The organism is Verrucomicrobium sp. BvORR106, assembly GCF_000739655.1.
Lineage (GTDB): Bacteria > Verrucomicrobiota > Verrucomicrobiia > Verrucomicrobiales > Verrucomicrobiaceae > Verrucomicrobium.
Genome location: NZ_BATR01000114.1, coordinates 125,200 through 146,386 on the forward strand (window position 1 = coordinate 125,200; position 21,187 = coordinate 146,386).

Annotated in this window: 16 protein-coding genes; 9 read left to right on the forward strand and 7 right to left on the reverse strand. The window is 61.4% G+C overall.

The window, feature by feature from the left end:
* Positions 1-31 precede the first annotated feature (31 nt).
* Positions 32-2,491, reverse strand: coding sequence for an LPS-assembly protein LptD (locus BV106_RS20965; RefSeq protein ID WP_038167852.1), 2,460 nt, complete (start codon positions 2,489-2,491; stop codon positions 32-34).
* A gap of 252 nt (positions 2,492-2,743) precedes the next feature.
* On the opposite strand from BV106_RS20965, the gene BV106_RS20970 reads away from it, so the two are divergent.
* The 3 genes from BV106_RS20970 to BV106_RS20980 all read left to right on the forward strand — a co-directional run bounded on the left by BV106_RS20970 (position 2,744) and on the right by BV106_RS20980 (position 9,724).
* A complete protein-coding gene (locus BV106_RS20970; RefSeq protein ID WP_038167854.1) occupies positions 2,744-6,223 on the forward strand; it encodes a transglutaminase family protein in 3,480 nt (1,159 codons plus the stop codon).
* A 42-nt stretch (positions 6,224-6,265) separates the two neighbouring features.
* A complete protein-coding gene (locus BV106_RS20975; protein ID WP_051946127.1) occupies positions 6,266-8,773 on the forward strand; it encodes a circularly permuted type 2 ATP-grasp protein in 2,508 nt (835 codons plus the stop codon).
* Positions 8,774-8,848: 75 nt separating this feature from the next.
* Positions 8,849-9,724 (forward strand): transglutaminase family protein, encoded by an 876-nt coding sequence (locus BV106_RS20980; RefSeq protein WP_038167856.1) that lies wholly within the window; start codon positions 8,849-8,851, stop codon positions 9,722-9,724.
* 28 nt (positions 9,725-9,752) lie between these two features.
* Here BV106_RS20980 and lpxA read toward each other — a convergent pair whose 3' ends face one another.
* A complete protein-coding gene (gene lpxA, locus BV106_RS20985) occupies positions 9,753-10,550 on the reverse strand; it encodes an acyl-ACP--UDP-N-acetylglucosamine O-acyltransferase (RefSeq protein WP_038167858.1) in 798 nt (265 codons plus the stop codon).
* Between the two features lie 482 nt (positions 10,551-11,032).
* Between lpxA and aqpZ the strand changes: the two genes are divergently transcribed.
* Positions 11,033-11,728 (forward strand): aquaporin Z, encoded by a 696-nt coding sequence (aqpZ, locus tag BV106_RS20995; RefSeq protein ID WP_343123379.1) that lies wholly within the window; start codon positions 11,033-11,035, stop codon positions 11,726-11,728.
* A 74-nt stretch (positions 11,729-11,802) separates the two neighbouring features.
* Here the strand turns inward: aqpZ and radC are convergent, their stop codons facing one another.
* Positions 11,803-12,498: a DNA repair protein RadC gene (gene radC, locus BV106_RS21000; protein WP_051946128.1), complete on the reverse strand. Its 696-nt coding sequence runs from the start codon at positions 12,496-12,498 to the stop codon at positions 11,803-11,805.
* A 75-nt stretch (positions 12,499-12,573) separates the two neighbouring features.
* Between radC and BV106_RS21005 the strand changes: the two genes are divergently transcribed.
* Positions 12,574-13,461, forward strand: a complete 888-nt coding sequence (locus BV106_RS21005; protein WP_051946129.1) for a transglutaminase family protein — start codon at positions 12,574-12,576, stop codon at positions 13,459-13,461.
* Between the two features lie 56 nt (positions 13,462-13,517).
* Positions 13,518-14,447, forward strand: a complete 930-nt coding sequence (locus tag BV106_RS21010) for a transglutaminase family protein (RefSeq protein WP_051946130.1) — start codon at positions 13,518-13,520, stop codon at positions 14,445-14,447.
* Between the two features lie 40 nt (positions 14,448-14,487).
* Here the strand turns inward: BV106_RS21010 and BV106_RS21015 are convergent, their stop codons facing one another.
* The 3 genes from BV106_RS21015 to cysK form a co-directional block, all read right to left on the reverse strand.
* On the reverse strand, positions 14,488-15,498 hold the full coding sequence (locus BV106_RS21015; RefSeq protein WP_038167865.1) for a polyprenyl synthetase family protein: 1,011 nt from the start codon (positions 15,496-15,498) through the stop codon (positions 14,488-14,490).
* A gap of 271 nt (positions 15,499-15,769) precedes the next feature.
* On the reverse strand, positions 15,770-16,846 hold the full coding sequence (locus tag BV106_RS21020; RefSeq protein ID WP_038167867.1) for a tetratricopeptide repeat protein: 1,077 nt from the start codon (positions 16,844-16,846) through the stop codon (positions 15,770-15,772).
* Between the two features lie 58 nt (positions 16,847-16,904).
* The gene (cysK, locus tag BV106_RS21025) at positions 16,905-17,888 is read right to left on the reverse strand and encodes a cysteine synthase A (protein WP_038167868.1); all 984 of its coding nucleotides are present in this window, start codon (positions 17,886-17,888) and stop codon (positions 16,905-16,907) included.
* A 135-nt stretch (positions 17,889-18,023) separates the two neighbouring features.
* On the opposite strand from cysK, the gene BV106_RS21030 reads away from it, so the two are divergent.
* Positions 18,024-18,308: a 4a-hydroxytetrahydrobiopterin dehydratase gene (locus BV106_RS21030; protein WP_038167964.1), complete on the forward strand. Its 285-nt coding sequence runs from the start codon at positions 18,024-18,026 to the stop codon at positions 18,306-18,308.
* Between the two features lie 17 nt (positions 18,309-18,325).
* Here the strand turns inward: BV106_RS21030 and BV106_RS21035 are convergent, their stop codons facing one another.
* Entirely contained in the window at positions 18,326-18,742 is a 417-nt protein-coding gene (locus tag BV106_RS21035) for a ketosteroid isomerase-related protein (protein WP_038167870.1), read from the reverse strand.
* Positions 18,743-18,947: 205 nt separating this feature from the next.
* On the opposite strand from BV106_RS21035, the gene BV106_RS35980 reads away from it, so the two are divergent.
* Entirely contained in the window at positions 18,948-19,925 is a 978-nt protein-coding gene (locus BV106_RS35980; protein ID WP_051946131.1) for a serine hydrolase, read from the forward strand.
* 89 nt (positions 19,926-20,014) lie between these two features.
* The gene (locus tag BV106_RS21045) at positions 20,015-21,100 is read left to right on the forward strand and encodes an ATP-dependent 6-phosphofructokinase (RefSeq protein WP_009961506.1); all 1,086 of its coding nucleotides are present in this window, start codon (positions 20,015-20,017) and stop codon (positions 21,098-21,100) included.
* The last annotated feature ends 87 nt before the right edge of the window (positions 21,101-21,187 follow it).

Here is a 21,187-nt window from a genome sequence, read left to right on the forward strand (position 1 = left end):
GTAAGGTATTCGGTGTCAGGCAGCGGTTGGCCTATTCGCGTCCGCCTTGACCGGTCGGATTCGGGTCGAGGTCAAGCGGGATGCTGACCTGGGGGAAATCCTTGAGGGTGAGGGAGAGTACCAAGCCGTACTCGTTGTCCTTGCCGTTCTTCTGGCCGCGGTTTTCGCGGATCAGGCCGCCCAGAGACATCGTCCAGCTCGCAAGGTCGCGGTGGATGCTGTAGCTCTGGTACTGAAGCGTGCTGTCCTCCATCTCGTAGATGTGGTTCATGGAGAAGCCCCAGTTGGAGTTGATCTTGGTGTAGATGCGGGAGTAGATCAGGCTGCTGTCCACGAAGATCGGGTTGTCGGTCAGCAACTGGTGACCCAAAGACCAAGAGAAGTTCTTGGTGGGCATCCAGGTGATGTTCGAGTTGACCTCGGTGAAGTTGTAGTCGCTGCTGCCGATGGGGAGCTGGCTGTCGATCGAGAGGGCCAACCAAGGGAGGGGAGCCCAGAAGATATCGTTGTAAAGGTTGGATACATCACGATCAAACTCGGGGTCCTCAAGGAAGAGGTCCAGGTAGGTGTTGATGCCAGCGTAGTTGTGGGTGCCGCCGTCGCGCTTGGTCTGGAAGAGGTTGCGCACACCGATACGGGCGATGTTCCAGCTCTTCAGGTCGTCGATAGCGGTGAAGAAGGGAACGTCGATCGGACGGGGGCGGGTGGACGGGGTGAGGCGATCGATGGTGCCGAGGCCTTCGATGGAGTCAGCCTCAACATAGGAGTAGTTGAGGTAAGGCTGAATGATGTGACGGAGTCCATCCAGACCGATACGGCGGTTCTGCACATCTTCCCAAGTCTTGCTGAACTTCGCGGAGAGGTCGAAACCAGCGGCGAAGATCGGGCGGGTGTCGTTGCCGACATCCGAGACCCCACCTTCGACGTCGTTGTAGTAGGTCACGCCACCGCCGATGCGGGGAACGAAGTTGATCCAGTCACCCTGGCCGAAGCTGAGGGGATAGAGGAACTCGTGGTAGGTGTGGGCGCGAAGGAACTTGTTCTCGTTCAGTTCAGCCTGAAGGAGTTCAAGGTCGTTCTCAACGTCGTCACGAGTCAGCAGCTGCTTGGGAATGGCGCGAACGACGGCGGCGTCGTTGCTAACCAGCGTGGTGCCAGCGAGCCCGGTGGCGGTGGAGGGAAGGGCGTTGCCGTCTGAATCGAGCAGGCCGGTGGTGCCGCCGTTGGCACCGTAGGTGGTGCTGAGGTAGCTCTCCTGCTGTGCAATCTTGCTCTGAAGCCGGGCGCGCTCGCTGTCGGATAGCTTGTCACGGTAGGAGCCGAGGCTCGTCTCACCCTGATAGTAGATGTTCGTGTTCAGGATGCGGGAACGGGTGAAGTCGAAGGCCAGTTCGACGCGCTCGTCTGCATGGTAGAACTCGTTGAGCTGCATCCGGGCCAGAAGGGAGGCCGTGAAGCGGTCATCGCGTTTGACGAGATTGATGATGTTGTCCGGCTGGGGCTCAAGACGGAAGTCGTTGAGGAAATAATCCTCCAGCATGAATTCGTCGCTCAGCTTGGTGAGGTCGAAGTCGAGGTACCAGGTGCTTTCCTGGGGGCCGGGGATGTAGATGCGGTGCTGGAAGCCGATGCGATAGCGGTTCTCATCGACCAAGGCGTCCGAGCGGGTCGAGTCATTGACGCCGGTCAATGGGTCGGTGTCATAAGCATAGTAGAGCTTGAGTTGCCCGATATGCGGGTTTTTGCGCCACTTTTCCGAATAGAAGTCAGCACCGATGCCGACGCCGCGGGAGCTGCGGAGGTCCAGGTGGTACTTGGCGAGGGTGTGGTCGCCATGCATCACTCCGTACTGGTTGAGAAGGAAGGCGCCCCACTGGCTGGTGTAGCCGGGCTGGAAGAAGTAGCCAAGCTCGTCATCGAGCGGCTGGACGATGTAGGGGAACCAGAAGACGGGAGTCTTGCCAGCATAGACCTTCACGCCCTTCATGATGACGCGGTCACCAGGATAGATCGTGATGGACTTGGCGCGGACCCGGTAGTTCTGCACCTGGCTGTCGTGCGTGGTGAACCAGGCGTTGGTGCCGTCGATGCGCTCAACCTTGCCGGAGTTGGTCTTGAAACCTTCCGTCTGGTAGAAAATGGGGGGCAGGGAACTGCGGACGCTGTTGGCCTTCAGTTCTTCGGTCTTGACGTTATAGATGATGTTCTCACCGCGAAAGATCTCCCCGTCCTTCACGACTGTCACATTCTCCCGGGCTACGACGTCGCCAGTGTTGGCGTTGTACTCGGCGGAGCCTGCTTTGATTTCCACATCTTCATATTTGATGTGTACGTCTCCCTTGGCCGTGGCCACGCCCGTCATCGGGTCGAAGCCGGTTTCCATACCCTCAATGTTGATGTTGCTGGTCAGCGCGCCCAGCACATCGGCCTGGCCGTGGGCATTGGCGGAGAGCAGTAGGGCGCAACTGGCGAGAGATAGGGCTAGCTTCATGGCGCGGGGAGTCGTGAGAGGTCTCATGCGGGCGCTGGACAGGGGGAGTGGGAGAGGTTGTTAAAACGTATGAAATAGGCGATGCCAGCCGGGGCAGCAAGGAAAAGGAAAAGAAAAATCTGGGCCAACCACCCCGCCTCTTTGGCCGTTCTTGTAGGTAACCAGCCAGGCGGTGTTACTCTTTGACGCCGTTGCAGATTCGTCAGGGAGCCACCCTTGGTTTGGCACAAGGCATGCTTTACGTTTTCTCACATGTCCATTCACGTCGCCCTTCACCATCGCACGACCTATTCTTATGATCGTCCCATCTCCCTTGGGCCACAGACGATCCGGCTGCGACCGGCGCCGCATTGTCGGACCAAGGTTTTGAGCTACTCGCTCAAGGTTGAGCCCGCTGACCAGTTCCTCAACTGGCAGCAGGACTCTCATGCCAACTATCTGGCCAGGCTGGTCTTCCCTGAGAAGACGGAGAAACTCGACATCATCGTCGATCTGGTCGCCGAGATGGCGGTGTACAACCCCTTCGACTTTTTTCTGGAGCCCTCTGCGGAAAACTTTCCTTTCCAATATGAGCCGTGGTTGTTCCGTGACTTGTCCCCCTACTTGCAGACGGAGACCGTCAGCCCGGAGGTGCATCAATACGCCCTCGACTGGCAGGGCAAGCAGATGCGGATGATCGATTTCCTGGTCGCGCTGAACCTTCAGGTCAGCCAGGACGTGAGCTACACCATCCGGATGGAGCCGGGTGTACAGACGCCGGAGGAGACTTTGAAGATTCGGAGCGGGTCCTGTCGGGATACGGGATGGCTTCTGGTCAATGTGTTGCGGGCTCTCGGATTTGCGGCTCGGTTTGTGAGCGGCTATCTCATTCAGCTTAAGGCAGATGTTAAGGCTTTGGACGGCCCAAGTGGGGCGGAAAAGGACTTCACGGACCTGCACGCCTGGTGCGAAGTTTATCTCCCCGGGGCGGGGTGGATCGGGCTGGACCCGACATCAGGCCTCTTCGCCGGAGAGGGGCACCTGCCGGTGGCCTGCACACCGGAGCCAGGCACGGCCGCCCCGTTGACCGGGGCACTTGATGAGTGCGAAAGCACCCTTCATCACGAGATGGAGGTCACGCGCATCTATGAGTCTCCCCGGGTGACGAAGCCCTACTCTGAGGAGGAGTGGAAGAAGATCGTGGAGCTGGGTAGGTCAGTGGATGACAAGCTGCGCCGGGGCGATGTCCGCCTGACGATGGGGGGAGAGCCCACCTTTGTCTCGATTGACGATCCAGACGGTGACGAGTGGAACTTCACTGCCAACGGGATCCGCAAGCGGGAGCTGGCGGGTGAATTGCTGAAGCGGCTCCGGACGAAGTACGCCTCTGACGGCGGATTTTTGCATTACGGACAGGGCAAGTGGTACCCTGGGGAGAGCCTGCCGCGCTGGTCCTTGGGCTGCTGGTGGCGCAAGGATGGGGAGCCGATCTGGAAGGATCCGGCTCTGATTGCGGACGAATCCGTCAACTACGGTCACGGAGTGGAAGATGCGAAGAGGCTCTTCGACCGGATCATTGAAGGGCTGGGGGTGGATTCCCAGTGGCTTATACCGGCTCACGAGGATGTATACTACTACATCTGGCGGGAGCGCCGACTGCCCTCCAATGTGGATCCTCTGAAGACCAATCTGGCGGACAAGGAGGAACGGGAACGGATCCGTCGCATCTTTGAGCGCGGGCTGGGATCGGTCACAGGGTATGCCTTGCCGATCGAGCGTGCCAAAAAGAGTGGCGAGGCAAGCTGGGTCAGTGGCCCGTGGTTTCTCCGTCGGGAAACGCTCTATTTGACCCCTGGTGATTCGCCCATGGGGCTGCGGCTACCGTTGGATTCGCTCCCGTGGGTGGAAGAGCGGGAGTATCCCTGGGTTTACGAGAAGGATCCGATGGAGAAGCTGTCGCCGCTGCCGTCCCGGAAAGATCGTTCGGGGCAGATGTTCATCGGTCGCGACCCCGAAGTTTCCGCTGCATTGGGCAGCGGGCCGCAGTATCGGTTCCGCACCAACGTGTCTGACGCGACGCATCCAGCAAGCGTTTCCGGTGGCCCGGCAGGTGGGGCTGCAACTGGGGATGCTGCAGCCGGGAAAGAGTCCAGTCCAGGGGAGTTGGATGAGCTGGTGGCACGTCAGAAGGCGGCTGATCTGAAACATACCCGTCGTCCCGATGATCAGGAGAGTGCTCCATGGATCATTCGCACGGCCCTTTGCGTTGAGCCGCGCAACGGTCGTCTGCACATCTTCATGCCACCGGTGGAGACCACGGAGGATTATTTGGAACTCGTGGAGATCATTGAAGCGGCCGTGACGGATTTGGGCCTGCCCGTGATCTTTGAGGGCGCGCCGCCTTCCTATGACCCGCGGCTGCAGGTGCTAAAGGTCACACCTGACCCCGGGGTGATTGAGGTCAATCTGCACCCCTCCGCGACTTGGGATGAGCTGGTGGATAAGACGGAGACTCTCTATGAAGAAGCCCGGCTCACTCGACTGGGGACGGAGAAGTTCATGCTCGACGGTCGTCACACCGGGACTGGCGGGGGGAATCACATCATCATTGGTGGCGAAACCCCGGCGGACTCCCCGGTACTGCGTCGGCCAGACCTGTTGAAATCTCTGCTCGGTTACTGGCAGAATCACCCGTCGCTCAGTTACCTGTTCACGGGCCTGTTCATCGGTCCGACCAGCCAGGCTCCACGGGTGGACGAGGCGCGGAATGACTCCCTGTATGAATTGAACCTCGCCTTCCAGCAAGTGCCGGAGAAGGGGAAGGACCTGCCGCCGTGGCTGGTGGATCGTCTGTTCCGGAATCTGCTGATCGATTCCACGGGGAACACTCACCGGGCGGAGTTTTGCATCGACAAGCTCTTTAGCCCCGACAGCTCGACCGGAAGGCTGGGCTTGGTGGAGCTGCGCAGCTATGAGATGCCTCCGCACAGCCGCATGAGCCTGGCACAGCAGCTTCTGCTGCGGGCGCTGGTGGCGAAGTTTTGGGACAATCCGTACTCAAACGCTCCCGTCCGCTGGGGGACGGACATTCACGATCGCTGGATGCTCCCGCACTTCCTCTGGGACGACTTTGCGGATGTCATCAATGACCTGCGTGACGACGGGATCGAGATGAAGGCAGACTGGTTTGCGCCCCATCGTGAATTCCGGTTCCCGCTCATCGGGGAGTTCTCCCAGCGGAACGTTCACGTGGAGCTGCGTGCGGCCCTGGAGCCGTGGCATGTGCTGGGGGAGGAAGGTTCCGCAGGCGGGGCGGTCCGCTATGTGGACAGCTCCCTGGAGCGGCTTCAGGTGAAGGTCTCCGGCATGGTCGATGAGCGGCACATCGTGGCCGTGAATGGCCGGAAGCTGCCGCTGCATTCTACCGGGGTGAACGGTGAGTACGTGTGCGGGGTGCGGTATCGCGCCTGGCAGCCGCCAAACTGCCTGCAGCCGACCATCGGCGTGCATACGCCGCTGACCTTCGATCTGGTGGACACGTGGAATCAGCGTTCGCTGGGCGGATGCCGCTACCACGTGGTGCATCCGGGTGGTCGCAGCTACGAGACCCTCCCGGTGAATGCCTATGAGGCAGAGAGCCGCCGTCTCTCCCGGTTCGAATCCATCGGGCACACCTGGGGCATGTTGAATCTGCCAGAGCCACTTCGCTCGCGCGAGTTTCCATTCACGCTGGATTTGCGTACCCAAGGTTAGCGTTCTAGATACGGCGTGCCTCACGCCGTATCAACTGCCCCTATGGATTCCTCACCTGACAGCGTGAGCATTGCTGAAATGCTCGCGTCCGCCCGGGCGGCTGGCGACGGTTTTCACGAAGTCTGGCAACCGGACGGAGCCATGCGCCCCGCCTGGTCTGGATTTCTGGAAAGCGTGTCCCGATTGCAGACGGCTGATCTGGCGCAGAAGCGCGAGTCTGCCAATCAGCTGCTCCGGGATCACGGGGCAACCTACACCATCTACAACGACCAGCAGGCGCTGAGCCGGCTGTGGCAGCTGGACATCTTCCCCCACATCATCGGGGCGGAGGAGTGGCGCTTGCTGGAGGCGGGTCTGAAGCAGCGTTCCCGGCTGCTCCGGCAGGTGGTGAATGACCTGTACGGGGAGCAGCGTCTCCTCAAGCAGGGCTGGGTTCCTCCGGGGCTGGTGTTTGCCAACCCGGGCTTTTTGCGGGCGAGCCACGGCATCAAGCCGGCGGGTGGTTCGTTTCTCTTTCACCATGCGGTGGATCTGGCGCGGGGCGCAGACGGCCGCTGGATCGTGCTGGCGGATCGCACCCAGGCGCCTTCCGGAAAGGGGTATGCGCTGGAGAACCGCATCGTGCTGACCAGCCTGTTCCCAGATGAGTTTCGGGACATGAATGTGCAGCGGCTCGCCTCCTTCTTCCAGATGGAGCGGGATTCTCTGCGGGACCTGGCTCCCCAGCATCGGGGGGACCCCACGGTGGTGTTGCTCACGCCCGGGCCGCTCAATGAGACCTATTTCGAGCACGCTTACAAGGCGCGGTACCTGGGTTTCCCGCTGGTGGAAGGCGCGGACCTGACGGTGCGGGGGCGCAAGGTGTTCCTGAAGACCCTGGAAGGTCTGCGGCAGGTGGACGTGATTGTGCGTCGTGTCGATGACACGTTCTGTGATCCCCTCGAACTCCGCACGGACACGTGGTTGGGCGTGCCGGGGTTGATGGAGGCCTGGCGCGCGGGCACGGTGGCGATCGTCAATGGCATGGGGGCCGGGGTGGTGGAGACGCCTGCGCTGCTGCCCTTCCTGCCTGGTCTTTCCCGGCATCTGCTGGGTGAGGATCTGAAGCTTGCCAATGCGGTGACCTGGTGGTGCGGCCAGCCGAAGGAGCTGGCGCACGTCGAGAAGCATCTGGACCGCTTCGTGTTGAAGCGTGCCTTTGTCGGTGGCGCAGGGCAGCCTGTGTTCGGTGCCGATCTGACAGAGGCTGAGCGTGAGGCGCTGCTGGCAAAGGTGCGGATGGCCCCGCACGAGTACGCCGCCCAGGAGGTGCTCTCCCTGTCCTCGGCCCCGGTGTTTGACAAGGGGAAGATCGAGTCGCGTCCGCTGGTGCTGCGTTGTTACATTGTACCCTGCGGGAATGATTTTGCCGTGATGCCTGGCGGGTTGACCCGCGTGAGCCCGTCGCCCAAGGGGCTGGTCGTGTCCATGCAGTCCGGGGGCGTGAGCAAGGACACCTGGGTGCTGGCTGACGGCCCTGTGGAGCAGCTGACACTGTTGCTTTCACCCACGGTGGCCATCCGGCCAGAGCGTCAGGCGGGGGAGGTGCCCAGCCGAGTGGCCGACCATTTCTTCTGGCTGGGGCGCTATGTCGAACGTCTGGAAGACGGCGTGCGCGTGCTCCGTGCCGTGGTGCAGCGGTTCGCCGGGGAGGGGAGTGAGGAGCAGGCGCGGGAACTGGCTGCGCTGGTGCCGTGGATGGTTTCCCTGGGAAGGCTCCCAGACCGGTTTGGCAAGAAGGTGGTGCCGGGTGAACTGCGCGGTGAACTGCTGGCCCTGCTGGAAAATTCCCGCCGTGAAGACAGTGTGAGAGACCTGCTTAACCGGGTCCGGTACAATGCGACTGCGTTGCGCGACCGGCTCTCTGACGACACCTGGCGGCTGTTCAACCAGCTGGAGCGCCATACCCGGTCCCAAGCCACCCGCTTGAAGGTGCCCGAGGTGCTGGAGATGCTGAATGCCGTGGTACTAGACCTGGCGGCCTTCTCGGGCATGGAGATGGAGAACATGACTCGCGGGCACGGGTGGCGTTTCCTCGATCTCGGTCGACGTCTGGAGCGAGCCCGCGGCCTGGTCCGGCTCATTCACGCGACGATTCACCCCTCACCGCGGAATGATGCCGTGCTGAGTCCGCTGCTGGAGATCTGCGATAGCGCGATGACCTACCGGCGGCGGTACCACGCCCGTCCCCAGCTGGGTCCGGTGCTGGATCTGCTGATTGCCGATGATTCCAACCCGCGTTCCCTGATCTGGCAGCTTTACCAGCTCACCCGGCATGCGTCCCAGCTTCCCCGCGACGGAATGGAAGGCATGACGGGAAGTGAGAAGAAGCAGGTGGACATGATGCTCTCCGAGCTGGCGGGCGTGGATCTGAACGCGCTGGCGGGCGCTGAGGATCGCAGCCCTGGCCTGCTGGTCCGTCTCTGCACCCGCCTGCAAGCTGGCCTGGAGTCTCTCTCTGACACCATCAGCCAGCATTACTTCAGCCACGCTCTCCGTCGTGTCAGCTGACCCGCGGTCGACCACCCGGGTGGCACTTGTGCATTCCTAGTTCCCCATCCTTTCTTCATCCCAACCACCAGAGCTTTGCGCTACGAAATCCACCATCGTTCCACTTACACCTACGATGAGTCCGTCAGCATCGGGCACCATCTGGCGCGTCTCGCCCCCAGGGAGCTGCTGCATCAGCATTGTGAGTGGCACGGCGTGGATGTGGAGCCGGAGCCGATGAGTCTGGCGGGTCATCGGGACTACTTTGGCAACCAGTGTCTGTTCTTTGCGCTGCATGGGGCGCACAAGACCCTGACCGTGACGGCACACAGCTTCGTGGTGGTGCATCCGCCCGTGCTGGCGGCACCAGAGGAGACTCCTGCATGGGAGACGCTGCGGGAGGCTGTGCGAGGTGATTTCCTGACGCCTGATGTGGCGGCGGGGGAGTATGCGTTCGCCTCGGCGATGGTGAAGCCGGGAAAGCAGTTCGCGGAGTATGCTCTGGAGTCTTTCAAGCCCGGGGTGACGGTGCTCAAGGCGGCGCTGGATCTCAATGAGCGGATCTTCCGCGACTTCAAGTTCGATCCGGCAGCCACCGATGTGGCGACGCCGGTGCACGAGGCGTTCGAGAAACGTCGCGGGGTGTGTCAGGATTTTGCCCACATCCTGATCGCCTGCATTCGCTCTCTAGGGATCCCGGCCCGCTATGTGTCGGGCTATCTGGAGACTCTGCCTCCTCCCGGGAAACCCAAGATGGTGGGGGCGGATGCCTCCCACGCCTGGGTGAGTGTGTGGTGTGGACCGGTGCATCAGTGGCAGGACCTGGATCCTACCAACAAATGTCGGCCTCAAGAGCGCCACATCACCGTCGCCTATGGGCGGGACTTCGCCGATGTGTCGCCGCTGCGCGGGGTGGTCTATGGCAGCGGGGAGCAGAGCCTGAAGGTCGCGGTGGATGTGACGCCGCGGTAGGCCCGGGCTGGCGCGGTGACGCGCTGGATTACTCGTCGTCGGCCTCGGAGCGCACACGCAGGGTGCCCACGCCCTTTTTGCTGGGGGCCTCAAAGAACTGGAGGAATCTTTCGGCGTGGTCGGGCCAGGTACGGGTGCGAGCCTCCGCCACTGCCTGCTTGAGGTTCCGTCCGCTCCGGTATATGAGATCGAAGAGCTCCTTGATGTGCTTCCGGTCTTCGGTAGTGAACCCCTGGCGCCGGAGGCCGATGACGTTCATCCCCGTGATCAGGTTGGTACGGCCGGCTGAGCAGTAGTGGGGAATGTCCTTGCTGAAGGAACTGTTCCCCTGCACGACGCAGTAGTCGCCGATCCGGAGGAACTGGTGAAAGACGGCACCGCCGCCGAGGAAAGTGTTGTTTCCCAGATGGACGTGCCCGGCGATCAGGGCCGCATTGGCGATGATGTTTTTGTTCCCGAGCTTCACGTCGTGGCCCAGATGTGCGCCCACCATGATGAAGTTGCCATCGCCCACCTCTGTGAGGCCGCCGTCCTTGGAGCCGCGGTGGATGGTGACGTGCTCGCGGATGACGTTGTTCCGACCGATGCGGACTCCGCTCTGAATGGCGGGGGTGAATCCGATGTCCTGGGGGAATTCCCCAATGACAGCGGCCCGGCCGATGGAGGTGCCCTCGCTAATCACGGTGTCACCGACGATTTGGGCGTGCGGGGCGATCCGGCAGGCGGCTCCGATCTGGACGGGACCCTCAATGATCACGTAAGCCCCAATTTCCGCGCTCGGGTCAATTTTGGCTTCAGCGGAAACGAGGGCAGTCGGGTGGATCATGGTTGGCGGATGAGTCGGAAACAGCGACTAAAAGTTTAGGCGGGAGCGCTGGGAGCGCAACCTCGAGGTGCTCCCGGGCAGGGGAGGCGTTCCAGGTGATTGAGGCCGGGGTGATCTTGGTCACATGGCAACGGTGGGCGGTTTTGTCGGAACTTTTGCGGAAATTGGATAGAAATCTGGCTCATGGTTGGGATATGATTCATAAATTGAAGCAACCCTAAATGTGCATCGGGGGAGCTTCTGGCCCGTCTCAGCCAAATGAATGCGGAAAAACAGATTGCCAGGGGAGCGGGCTTGGGGGTGCCCGTGCGGCAGACGATGCCTGGAGATCCAGGTCTTTTGGGAGGGCTCTTTGAGCGCCTCCAACTGCTAGGGGCAAGCGGGAGTGTGTCTCTCTGTCGGCTTGATCGGCAGGGGAATGTCAGGAGATAAACTCAAGACGTCAACGTAAACTAAAAACCATAGAGAAAGGAACTCAACTCATGTCCATTGCGAAGAAAGCCATCGTGGAATTTCTGGGCACCTTCTGGCTCGTGCTGGGAGGCTGCGGTAGTGCAGTGCTGGCTGCTGCCTTCCCAGAGGTGGGGATCGGGCTGGTAGGGGTGTCGTTTGCCTTCGGGTTGACGGTCTTGACGATGGCCTACAGCATCGGGCACATCTCCGGTTGTCACCTGAACCCGGCCGTGTCCATCGGCCTGCTGGTCGGGGGGCGTTTTCCGGCCAAGGATCTGATCCCCTACGTGGTGGCCCAGGTCGCTGGGGGGATTGTGGCAGGCTTCACGCTCTACACGATCGCCAATGGCAAGGCTGGCTTCAGCCTGGAAGGCGGATTCGCCTCCAACGGTTTCGCGGAACATTCTCCCGGGGGCTACAGCCTCGCCGCGGGATTCCTGACTGAGTTCGTGATGACCTTCATGTTCTTGATCATCATCCTGGGGTCCACAGATGAGCGGGCTCCGGCCGGGTTTGCGCCCATCGCCATCGGCCTGGGCTTGACGCTGATTCACCTGATCAGCATTCCGGTCACGAACACATCCGTGAATCCCGCCCGCAGCACCGGCACGGCCGTGGTGGTGGGTGGCTGGGCTCTTTCACAGCTCTGGGTTTTCTGGCTGGCTCCCATTCTCGGGGCGGCAGCGGCAGGCATCTTCCACAAGGTGGTTTGCGCCAAAAACTAGCAATCGAAGTCTGGCATGAGGGACCGCGTTCGTGAGAGCGCGGTCCCTTTTCGTTTCGGCAAGGGGGCCGAGACTCAGATCATGCCGCTCTCTTTGAAGCTGAAGTAGGGCTTGGCCCCGGGTCTGGGGGCGCCGATGATGACGTGGTCGAGGAGCTCGATCTGCATGAGCTGTGCGGCCTCATTGATGCGACGGGTGAAACGGCGATCTGCATCGCTGGGGGCTGGGTCACCGCTTGGGTGGTTGTGCGCGAGGATAAAAGCGTGAGCGCGGTGGATGAGGGCGGCACGAATAATTTCACGAGGGTGCGCGGGGCTTTCGTTGAGCGTGCCTTGAAAGACCACCTCGTCATGCACCAGGCAAAGTTTGGTATTGAGCACCAGGATGCGAAGGGTTTCATAGCCCTGTCGTGCCATGTCGGCACCGAGGTAGCGGTACACCAGCTCTGGAGAGTCCATCTTGTCCTCCAGCACCTCTTCCTGCGCGGCGCGGCGCCCCAGCTCGAAGGCGGCCACGAGATGGGCCGTCTTGGCGGGTCCCAGGCCCTTGAACTCTTTCTGCAATTCTTTGGCAGAGCGCCGGGACAAATTGCGCAACGTGCGGTAAGTCTTCAGCAGCCTCTGCGCGACCTGAACAGCATTCTCCCCCGGAAGACCCGTATTGATGAAGATCGCCAGAAGCTCAGCATTGGTGAGGGAGTCCGCCCCGGTGTTGAGGAGGCGCTCGCGAGGGCGGTCGTTTACGGGGAGGTCCTGGATGCGCAATTGCATCGGACAAACAACGCCGGGAGGACTGGCCCGGTCAAGCGGCACCTTACCTCAACTTTTGCCTAGCTTTATATTATCATGAGCCGATTCAACGTCGCCAGCGAGCTGGAATACACTGCCACCCAACCCGTCACGTTTCTGCTGAACATCCGGGCAGGCGAATGTGAGCGCCAGCGGGTGGAGCAGGAACGGTTTGTGATCACCGGGGGCATCCCTTTTGAAACGCAGGTCTGTGCCAGCACCGGCAACCGGTTCGATCTCATCACGCTGGAGGTTCCGGGAATCTACCAGATCCGGTACGAAGCCACGGTGGAGGTGTCTGTGGAGCGGCTGGACGGTCGGGTGCTTCCTGAAACCGACCCAGGGCATTTTGATCTTGAGCTGCTGAATTACCTTTATCCCAGCCGGTACTGCCAATCTGACCGGCTGGGTGATTTGACCGCCAGTGAATTCGATGGGGCGGCTACTCCGTACGAGAAGGTTCTGGCCGTCTGTGACTGGATCCGAAATCATGTGAGCTACACCAGTGGCTCCACTCACGCCAGCACCTCGGCGGTGGACACGCTCGTGGAGCGGGCAGGGGTGTGCCGGGACTTTGCGCATCTGGGGATTGCTCTGTGTCGGGCCATGAACATCCCCTCACGGTATTTCACCGGGTATGCGTATGAGCTGGAGCCGCCGGACTTCCACGCCTGTTTTGAGACCTGGATCGGAGGTCACTGGTTGGTGTGGGATGCCACGGGACTGGCCTCCCCGGACGGGATGGTGCGGATCGGCACCGGGCGCGATGCGGCGGACGTTTCCATTTCCACCTCCTTCGGCCCGCTCCAGCTCAACCACCAAAAGGTGAGCTGTCTGGCTGTAGACGACCTTTACCAGAAGATGAGTCCGTCAGAGATCCGGGAGCAGGCAATCTCGCTCACCTCGGCCGAACCGGGTAGGGGACCGCGCAGCGTGGCCGCTTAGGTGGCTGCAATCCGGGCAGGTTTGCCGCTGGCCCATCGATCCTTCAAGTCAATGCCATGACGAGGTTTCACATCGTTCACCGCACGGAGTACCGCTACTCCGCCCCGGTGAAGTTTGGCATCCACCGGCTGGTGCTCAGGCCCAGGGAGGGGCACCGCACGACCGTGCTTCAGCATCAACTGGCGCTCACACCCAAGGCGCGGTTCTTCTGGATGAATGACCTGTATGGGAACCATGTGGCCTTGGCTGAGATCGAGGAGGAGTCTGACAGGCTGGAGATTGTGAGTGAGGTGAAGATGGATGTCGTGGATGCCCTCAGTGACGAGGCACCGATGGAGGGCAGTCGTTGTTCCATGGTGGCGCTGCCGGTGGTGTATCCGCTCATTGAAACCGCTGTGGTGGACGGCTATCTGAAGCTGACCTATCCCGACGAGTCTGAGGCGGTCAGAGGGTGGGTCAACGAGGTGTTGAGAGTGTCTCCGGCGGCATCCGCGATGGGGGCAGTGGTGCAGATCAACCAGGCCATTCATTCGGGAACGGGATATCGACGCCGTGAAGAAGCGGGCGTGCAGAGTCCTTCCCAGACCTTGTCGCTCCGTACCGGGTCATGTCGAGACATGGCCACCCTGATGATGGAGGCCTGTCGCACGCTGGGCATCGCTGCCCGGTTCACCAGCGGGTACCTCGATACCCGGGCATCCACGGCGGGACACGGAGCCACGCACGCCTGGATTGAGGTGTATTTGCCGGACTGCGGTTGGTGCGGGTTCGATCCCACACTTGGAGAGCAGGTTTCCAGCAAGCATATTGCGCTGGGCGCGAGCGCCCACCCCCGCGGGGTGATGCCGGTAAGCGGCATTTTCTCCGGTCCTCCCGGCAGCTACGCTGGCATGAAGGTCAGCGTGCTGATTCAGCGGGAGGTCCTGGGCACGGCGCAAGAACTGAAGCCGAGTGAGGTGCCGGCGCCGGCGGGAGTTGTTTCCTGAACGAATCGACGGTCATCGCCTGGTGCGGCGAGAGCAGCGATCAGACAGAGGTACGGCACTGGTCCAGAAGTCCGTCGAGGTACTGGGTGATCGTGACCAGGGCTTCCTTGTGCGGGGAGGCGTCGAGGCAGATGAGGTCTTTCCTCGCTTCTTCCAGCATGTCCTTGGCGGTATTTACCGCATGCTCGATGGCTCCGGCGTAGTCGGCAATGCTGGCGAGGATGGTGGTGTCCATGGGCTCGCCTTTGAGCACCATCCGCTGCAACTTCGTGCGCTGGGCCTCCGTGGCGTCGCGCATGAGGAAGAGCATGGGAAGGGTCAGCTTCCCCTTGGCGAGGTCTGTGCCGAGCGTCTTGCCGATTTCCTTCTCGTCGCCGACGAGGTCAATGCAGTCGTCGTAGATCTGGTATGCCGTGCCCAGACGATTGCCGTAGTTGTACATGGAGGTCACGACGGAATCGCTGCATCCGTTGAGGCGGGCTCCAAGCTCCGTGGCGCTGGCGAACAGGGCCGCCGTCTTCATCTCGATGATCTTGAAGTACTCCTCCATCGAGAGGCTGAAATCAAAGCGCCGCTGGGTCTGGAGGATCTCGCCGCAGGCGACATCGCGGGAAGCGCGGGCAATCTTCCGGCAGATGGAGGATTCATCAAACTGGGTGGCCAGTTCCAAGGCGTAGGCGAAGAGGCTGTCGCCGAGCAGAACGCTGAGAGCATTGCCCCACTTCGCTGCAGCGGTGGGCATCTCACGGCGGATGGTGGCACCGTCCATGATGTCATCATGCACCAGGGAGGCGATGTGGATCATTTCCAGAATGATCGACAACTGGCGATGCTCGTGAGTCACGCCGCCAGTGGCGCCGCCTGCCAGCACGGTCAGGGCGGGGCGGATGCGCTTGCCTGAAGTGTTGCAGACATAGGAGATGTAACCTTCGACATTGGGATCGAAGGCGCGGGCCTGCTCCATCAGGAGTTCCTCGACCCGTTCGATCTCCGGTTTGACAAGCTCAAATGGAAACGCCGGGCGGGGTTTCAAGAACGAGGGAAGCTTCATTTTTCCGGCGTAAGAATCTGATTGTGAAAACTTTCACAAGGAGCGCGAGGCTCGCTCGAAGTCAACTTTCGCGGCAAGGAAAGTTTGGTTCATTTTACCACGGGCTGGTCGAGGTGTCCCACCTGTGCGTCCCTTCAACTTCAGTACGCTTGGACTGGGCCAATGAGCCCCTAAAAGCGAATTGATCGCGCGAGCGGGGAGGTAGTCGCCACAAAAAAGCCGGTCTGGCGTGAGCCGGACCGGCTTGTGGGATTCTGAAAGACCAGCGCTACTACTGGGGAGTCGGGGCCGGAGTGGCCGGGGCTTCCGGAGCAGGAGCGGGGGCAGGTGCCGGAGCCGCGGGCGCTTCCTGAGCGGGAGCCGGGGCGGGTGCCGCCGGGGTCGGGGCAGCTGGAGCCTCCGTTGCTGGTGCTGGTGCCGGGGTTGCAGGGGCTGGCGCTGGAGTCGGAGCCGGAGTGGCTGGAGCTTCAGGGGCAGGTGCTGGCGTCGGGGCTGGAACCGGAGCGGGGAGCGCAGGGGAGGCGGAAGCCTCTGGAGCGGGAGCCGGTGCCGGGGTGGGAAGGCTGGGGACCGCAGGAGGCGCGGAGAGAGAAGGCACGGAAAGCGGACCGCCAGGCAGGCCGGGGAGACCTGGGATGGTGGGCATCGGGAGGCCAGGAATCTCAGGTGTCTTGGGTGCTGGCGGTGGGTCCACCTCGGTCTGAGGAAGGCCGGCGTCGATCATCTTGACGCGCTCGTCCACCTGGTTGGTGAAGGCGGTCATCTTGCCGGGGTAGCGGCTCAGCATGCCTTCCAGGAGGGCCTTGGCTTCGGCGGACTTGCCATCCGCCCAAAGGATGTCGGCGTTGTAGATGTCAGCAGCCGGCAGCAGTTCGGTATCGGGGTGGGACTTCTTCAGGGTCTCGAAGGACTGGGTCGCGCCGGCCTTGTCGCCCAAGGTCATCTGCTTGCTGCCGAGAGCAAGCAGGGCGTTGGCGTGCAACGGGTGCTGGGCGTGGGATTTGACGAACTCGTTGAGGGCTTCCGTGGAAGACTCTTTCTTGCCTTCCTTCCAGAGCAGCTCGGCCTTCAGCAGCAGGGCATTGCCTGCTGCTGTGGAGCCGGGATACTTGGCAATTACCACGTCGCAGTCCTCAATCGTCGAGGCGGAGGTGAACCGCTCGGCTGCTTCCAACTCGGTCTTGTGTTTGAAATGACGCGAGATGGCGACAGTCGAAAGGACCACAGCCCCCAAGGCCACGCCCACGAGGATCTTCTTGATATGTTGCTCCAGGAACTCTTCAACCTTGCCTTGAGGAGGAGGGTTGAGATCAATCTCGGGAGCCGGTTTGGGCGTGAATTCTGACATGTTGAGGTGACTGGCTGGGGATGCGTGCGGCGGACTGAAAAAAGAGCGGGGAAGCGGATCAAGCGCCCACTTTGGCGCGAGCCTCGTCCGCCAGAGCGGTGGAGAGGTAGCGCTCGCCGGTGGAGCAGGCAACTGTGACGATCAGTTTGCCCTTGTTTTCGGGGCGCTTGGCGAGCTCGATGGCGGCGACGACGTTGGCACCGGTGGAGATGCCGACGAGGATGCCTTCTTCCTTGGCAAGACGGCGGGCCATGGCAAAAGCGTCGTCGTTGGACACTTTCAAGCACTCAACGATCTGGGGATTGCCAGCGCTGTCCTTGAGGTGGAGGTTCTTGGGGACGAAGCCTGCGCCGGTGCCCTGGATCTTGTGCGGGCCGGGCTGGAGGGGCTCTCCTGCGAGAGTCTGGTTGATGACCGGGGAGGCCTCGGGTTCCACGGCGATGGCCTGGAAGGATTCCTTACGGGGCTTGATCACTTCCACGCAGCCGGAGATGGTGCCGCCGGTGCCCACTGCGGACACGAGGATGTCCACTTTGCCGTCCGTGTCGGCCCAGATTTCTTCGGCCGTCGTTTTCTGGTGGATGGCGGGGTTGGCCGGGTTTTCGAACTGCTGGGGCATCCAGGCGTTCGGCGTGGAGCTCACGATTTCCTCAGCCTTGGCGATCGCGCCCTTCATGCCTTGCGGGCCAGGGGTCAGCACGAGGTCCGCGCCAAGCAGGGCGAGAAGCGTGCGGCGCTCCAGAGACATGGTCTCGGGCATCGTCAGGATGAGCTTGTAGCCCTTGGCGGCGGCCACGAAAGCGAGGGCGATGCCGGTGTTGCCGCTGGTGGGCTCAACGATCACCGTGTCCTTGGTGAGGACGCCGCGATTTTCGGCGTCTTCAATCATCGCCATGCCGATACGGTCCTTCACGGAACCCAGCGGGTTGAAGAATTCGCATTTCAGAGCAATCGTGGCGTCAAGACCTTCGGTGACCCGGTTGAGCTTAACAAGCGGGGTGCGGCCGACGGTTTCTACGATGTTGTTGTAAATCTGACCCATAGGATTTATGCAGCAGGTGATGGTTGCAGATAAGTCCGGCGTGCGGACCACGGCGAGGGGTTTGTTTATAGGTGAGGCAAAGTACCTTGCAAGGCAAAAAGGATGCACGTCTGGAAAAGCGTGCCATGGTCAAAAATGCCTGAATTGCTCGATGAGTCCTCGCTGGAGACTGAACTGGCCACTGTGCCAGAATGGAAAAAGGAGGGGTCCGAAATTTCCCGCACGTTTTCGTTCCCGTACTATCTGGCGGGGATCAGCTTCGTGAACGAGGTGGCCACCCGGGCGGAGGCTCTGAACCACCATCCGGACATTCAGATCGGCTGGAGAAAGGTGACGCTCCGCCTCAGCACCCATAGCAAAAGCGGTCTCACCGAGCTGGATTTCTCCCTCGCTCGCGAGGTGGATCAAATTGCCAGCTGATCTGCTGGAGGAGGTGGCTAGGCACCGACGAGGCGCAGCCACTCCTGGAGGTTGTAGTAGTTGGTGATGCGGTCCACCTTGCCGTCCGCCACCTCAAAGAACGCGCCGACCCGCAGGTAGTACTTCTGCCCTGTCGCCTCGGGCAGGCCTTCGTCGGTGGACACGTAGGTGCCATCAATGAAGAACTCTGCGGCGGCGCGGGTGCCGTCGTCACTGGCGAAGACCTGCAGTTCCTTGACCTGTTCTGCATAGCAGCGATCCATGCGATCCAGGAAGGTGCGGAACTTGTCCAGGCCGACTTCCTGCCCGCCTTGATTGGTATCGTGCCGTACTCCGTCGGTGAGCAGGGCCAAAAAGGCCCCACGGTCGCCCGAGTTGAAGGTTTCGTAGTAGGTGGAGACGAGGGCGGCAGTGGATTCGCGGGCGGTGGACATCGTAATTAGGTAAGGGAAAATGGAGTGGCGCGACGCGGTGCGTCCCGGGTGTTTTGATAGAGCGCAGGGGCGGCGGCTGCAAGTGGCGCGCACCAAGGATTCGCTCTGAGGGGGCCTCTCATGATTGAATTTCGAGAATCAATGGTGGCCGGGAGCAACCAAGAACCCTTGACCCTTCCGCCATGCCCGCTAGTGTGCCGCTCCCATGTTTCACCCCAACCATGTGTACGACAAGATGCGTCGCTCTTTTGCAGGATTGTTAGGTCTCGCCGTTTTCGCCTGTTTCGCAGGCGCTGGCATGGTGCACGCCCAGTCGAGCGTCATCGCGGTGGACGTGTACAACAAGAAGATCCACGTCGAAGCGGGCGGGAACCTGAAGCGCCCAGTGGGTGGATTGACCAAGATGGCGACGGCCCTGGTCGCCCTGGACTGGTCTGAAGCCACCAAGGTGCCGCTGAACACACTGGCCACTGTCTCCCCTGAGGCGCTGCAGATCGCTGGGATGAACCCTTTGCAGCTGGTTCCCGGAGATCAGATCACCCTGCGTGACCTGCTTTACGCCTCTATGATGTCCTCAGACAACGTCGCGGCGACGACTCTGGCGCTCTTTGTCGGACAGGACGTCAACTACCGCCGGGGACGGACCGGGGATGCGCTGGCAGCTTTTGTGACGGAGATGAACAATCTGGCGGCCCGCGAGGGGATGGTGAACACGAAATTCACCAATCCGCATGGGCTGGAGAACAGCCGGTCCGTGCCGTACTCCACGGCCGCAGATATGGCACGGCTCAGCATGTACGCCATCTCCCGTGCTCCCTTCCGTTTCTACACCAACCAAAAGACCCGCAACATCACGGTGCTTCGCGGGGGGCAGCCGGTGAGCGTGCCCATGCAGAACACCAACGCTCTTCTGGGCGTGGGCATGATCGATGGCATCAAGACGGGCAATACGCCGCGCTCTGGTGGCTGCGTGATCGTCTCTGAGGAGCGTCGCGGCACGGTGATGAAGGAAAACGGCCGGGAAGTCCTCTACCGTCACCGCATGGTGACTGTGGTCTTGGGCTCGGCGGATCCCTTCGCTGAAACTCAGGGACTCCTTCAGCAGGCTTGGGGCGTATATGACGGCTGGCTTCAGTCTGGACGTCCGGTAACGGATGCCAAGCAGCTGTTGTCTGGCTTCTAAAAAACTCTCATTTCGGCGACTCCCGCTGTAATCCTCCTCACTACAGCAACCCGTTCAAAATCAACACCAACACGTACACTCCCTAAACTATGCGCATCGGCATCCTCAACAGCGGCGGCGATTGCCCCGGACTCAACGCAGTGATTCACGGAGTGGTCGGCGCGGCCACGGAACTCGGCTGGGAGGTCATCGGATTCCGCGACGGATTTGAGGGGCTGCTGCCCAATGGCCCTGGGCACATCAAGCTGGATGTGGATCGTACGGTGGGGATTCTCAAGCTGGGTGGCACCATTCTGGGCACCACGAACAAGGGCAACTTCGCCGCCAAGATCGGCGTGGACAACGTGGCGCTGGTGCCTGCGGAGATCATGGACCAGGCCAAGGCCACGATCAAATACCTCGGCATTGAGGCTCTGATCATCGTGGGTGGCGACGGCTCTCTGACGACCGCGCTGCAGCTCTGCAACGAGGGCGTGCCTGCCGTGGGTGTGCCGAAGACGATCGACAACGACCTTCAGGCGACGGCGATGACCTTCGGATTTGACTCCGCGGTCGCGACTGTGGTGGACGCTCTGGACCGCCTGCATACGACCGCAGACAGTCACCAGCGTGTGATGGTGGTGGAGGTGATGGGCCGTCACGCAGGATGGATCGCCCTCTGGGGTGGCATCGGCGGTGGCGCGGACATCGTGCTGCTCCCGGAAATTAAATTCAACATCGACAACGTCGCTCGCCAGGTGAACCACCTGTATGCGACCGGTCACCGCTCCGTGCTGATCGTGGTGGCGGAAGGTGCCGAGCTGGAGGACGGCAGTTTGATGACGCGCGAGCAGATGGACGCTGAGCGTCGCCAGGTGAAGCTGGGCGGCATCGGTGAATACGTTGGCCGCAAGGTTGAGCAGCTCACGGGCAAGGAAACTCGCGACGTGCGCCTGGGTCACCTTCAGCGTGGCGGCTCGCCGACTCCTCTGGACCGCATTCTTGGCACCCGCTTCGGTGTGAAGGCCGTGAACTTGATCCGTGAGAAGAAGTTCGGCCGCATGGTCAGCTACCAGAGCTATCACGTGGGTGATGTCTCCATCGAGGAAGCCGTGAACCAGCTCCGTCTGGTGCAGCCAGACAGCGAAGTGGTGCAGGCGGCCCGCTCGGTGGGAATCAGCTTCGGCGATCGTTGATTTTGCGATGAGATTCAAAGGGCGCAGGCTCCGGGTTTGTCCGGCCTGCGCCTTTTTTTGTGGGCGGGAGAGGGGGCGGGGTGGAGG

What these genes read in the sequence shown, in the direction of transcription:
- BV106_RS21005 (WP_051946129.1), top strand. Translation starts at nt 12,574, where the DNA reads ATGAGCCGATTCAACGTCGCCAGCGAGCTGGAATACACTGCCACCCAA.
- radC (WP_051946128.1), bottom strand. Translation starts at nt 12,498, where the DNA reads ATGCAATTGCGCATCCAGGACCTCCCCGTAAACGACCGCCCTCGCGAG.
- aqpZ (WP_343123379.1), top strand. Translation starts at nt 11,033, where the DNA reads ATGTCCATTGCGAAGAAAGCCATCGTGGAATTTCTGGGCACCTTCTGG.
- BV106_RS21030 (WP_038167964.1), top strand. Translation starts at nt 18,024, where the DNA reads ATGCCTGAATTGCTCGATGAGTCCTCGCTGGAGACTGAACTGGCCACT.
- BV106_RS20965 (WP_038167852.1), bottom strand. Translation starts at nt 2,491, where the DNA reads ATGAAGCTAGCCCTATCTCTCGCCAGTTGCGCCCTACTGCTCTCCGCC.
- BV106_RS21015 (WP_038167865.1), bottom strand. Translation starts at nt 15,498, where the DNA reads ATGAAGCTTCCCTCGTTCTTGAAACCCCGCCCGGCGTTTCCATTTGAG.
- BV106_RS21045 (WP_009961506.1), top strand. Translation starts at nt 20,015, where the DNA reads ATGCGCATCGGCATCCTCAACAGCGGCGGCGATTGCCCCGGACTCAAC.
- BV106_RS20975 (WP_051946127.1), top strand. Translation starts at nt 6,266, where the DNA reads ATGGATTCCTCACCTGACAGCGTGAGCATTGCTGAAATGCTCGCGTCC.
- BV106_RS21010 (WP_051946130.1), top strand. Translation starts at nt 13,518, where the DNA reads ATGACGAGGTTTCACATCGTTCACCGCACGGAGTACCGCTACTCCGCC.
- cysK (WP_038167868.1), bottom strand. Translation starts at nt 17,888, where the DNA reads ATGGGTCAGATTTACAACAACATCGTAGAAACCGTCGGCCGCACCCCG.
- BV106_RS20970 (WP_038167854.1), top strand. Translation starts at nt 2,744, where the DNA reads ATGTCCATTCACGTCGCCCTTCACCATCGCACGACCTATTCTTATGAT.
- BV106_RS35980 (WP_051946131.1), top strand. Translation starts at nt 18,948, where the DNA reads ATGTTTCACCCCAACCATGTGTACGACAAGATGCGTCGCTCTTTTGCA.
- lpxA (WP_038167858.1), bottom strand. Translation starts at nt 10,550, where the DNA reads ATGATCCACCCGACTGCCCTCGTTTCCGCTGAAGCCAAAATTGACCCG.
- BV106_RS21020 (WP_038167867.1), bottom strand. Translation starts at nt 16,846, where the DNA reads ATGTCAGAATTCACGCCCAAACCGGCTCCCGAGATTGATCTCAACCCT.
- BV106_RS21035 (WP_038167870.1), bottom strand. Translation starts at nt 18,742, where the DNA reads ATGTCCACCGCCCGCGAATCCACTGCCGCCCTCGTCTCCACCTACTAC.